Consider the following 1922-nt stretch of genomic DNA (forward strand, 5'->3'; position numbering starts at 1 on the left):
GTCGCCGGAACCGTCTGTGGCACATAGCCGTCCCGGAGGAACTCCGGCAGCGCCGCGGCGGCCCTGGCGCGCAGCGACCGCTGCTGCTGCTTGATCTTGTTGACGTCGCGGGCCGGCTTGCGCGGCGTGCCGTCGAGGATCGGGTCGGAGGTGCGGTCCGGCGCGACGGAAACGTTCGGCGACCGGTCCGGCCCGGCCGGCTGAGCCGGTGCTGCCTGCGCGGCCGGCGCCGGCAGGGCGATGAGCAGCAACAGACCGGCGACCAGGCCGGCGACTGTTCGGCGAGTTCGTGTCATCTGATGTGACCTCCCTCGTGCTGTGCCCTTCCACGGGGTACCACCGTCCAGCAAACGCCTGACGCCGGGCGACGGCCAGGGACCAAAGAGCCAAATCTGCGGGTCTGACCGGGACTCGGTCGCCGGCGGGCTCGAACGGCCCTTACCTACGGGACGTGAGAGCGGTCGCGAGAGACGAGGGGCGGCCGGATGGATCGTGAGGGCGGCGGGGCGGAGCGGTGATGCTCAGGCGGAACGTCGTCGTGCAGTGGTGTCCGTCGTTGTCGACCATGATCTGGTAGGACGGCTCGCGCACCTGGAAGCGCGGGAAATGCCAGCCGTAGGGGCCCTCCGCCGCGCCGCGGACCACCCTCGCCACCCGGCCGGTCGTCGTGATCGTCAGGGTCCGGCCGGCCGGGTGGCGGAAGGTCAAAGTCGCACCGGGTACGCGTACCCAGCGCGGGTCGAGATGCCAATGCTGGCGCCAGGAGCCGGTGTCCTCGAACGAGTCCGACACCACCAGGCGTGGCGTCACCGGGTCGACCGTGACGCCGCGGACGTGCGCCGGGCCGTACACGGTGTCGCGCACCTCGACGGAGTGCCGGGCGGGCCCGAACGTGCTGGTCACGACCGACGTGCCGCCCTGCACGACGCCGCCGGCCGGGACCGCCACGTTCTGCCCGTCGGGCCGGGTCTGGTATCGGTTGTACGGGTCGGCCTTGTCGTAGCTGTAGCGTCCCGGCCCGACCAGCACCCGCACGCCCATCGCCGACCAGGTCACGCCGCCGGCCCGGTCCTCATGCCCGTGCGCGCGCCGCTCTGGTCCATATCGGACCGTGTAGTGCGTCGCCCGGCGGCCGGGCCAGCGCCCGATGACCCAGCCCGATTCGTCGTCGCGGACCGCTTGGACGCCCAGGAAATCGCGCGGCCGCCCGGCCAGCTCCTCGGCGTCGCCGATCTGGGTGATCCGGCCGTCCGGCTCGGTCATCAGGCTGAACATCCGGTCAGCGTTGTCGGCGTCCGCCCGGATGGCGGCGGCCGCGGGCGCGTACTCCGGGAAGGCCGACAGCGCGACCGCGGCCTGCCGCCACAGCCCGGCGTTGGCGCGCTGGTACATCGAGGACTGTTCGAGCGAGATGCCCTGCCGTGAGAAGGCCTGCGGCGCCTCGGCGACGATCCGGCCGATGGCCAGCCGCTTCCATCGTGGACGGCGGAGCAGGTCGCCGGCCCGGAGAAGTTGCAGGTTGGCCATCAGGCCGTGGTTGTGCACCGCGCGGTGCGGCGGCCCGTAGTAGCGCTTGCCGGCCAGCACGCGCACGTCGGCGACCATGCCCGGGATCAGCGCCACCGACCGGGTGAGCGCGAAGAGGCAGTTCTCGGTCTCCAGCCGGCGCAGGGCGGTGCCCTCGTCCCATCCGTACCCACTGCTTCCGGGGTCGGGGTTGAGCCGGTGGAACAGCGACGTCTGGCGGACCAGCGCGTCGAGCGAACGCCGCTGCCCGTCGGCGGCGGCGCGGCGGGCGAGCGGCTTGACCCAGGTCAGGCCGCGGAAGGCGAGCTGCCAGGTCGGGTCGGCGACGGGCGGCCGGCGCCAGGTGCCGGCCGGGATGGCGCCCACGGTGAACGCCGCGGCCGGCGGCAGGGTGA

Annotated in this window: 2 protein-coding genes; both read right to left on the reverse strand. The window is 73.2% G+C overall.

The annotated features are described in order from the left end of the window. Positions 1 to 296: hypothetical protein (locus AB0M20_RS40865; RefSeq protein WP_364306617.1), on the reverse strand; the 296-nt coding region annotated here is incomplete at its 3' end. Between the two features lie 142 nt (positions 297 to 438). Beyond that, a partial coding sequence (locus AB0M20_RS40870) for a hypothetical protein (RefSeq protein WP_364306619.1) occupies positions 439 to 1922 on the reverse strand: 1484 nt, incomplete at its 5' end.

Source organism: Actinoplanes sp. NPDC051633 (assembly GCF_040681735.1).
Taxonomy (GTDB): domain Bacteria; phylum Actinomycetota; class Actinomycetes; order Mycobacteriales; family Micromonosporaceae; genus Actinoplanes.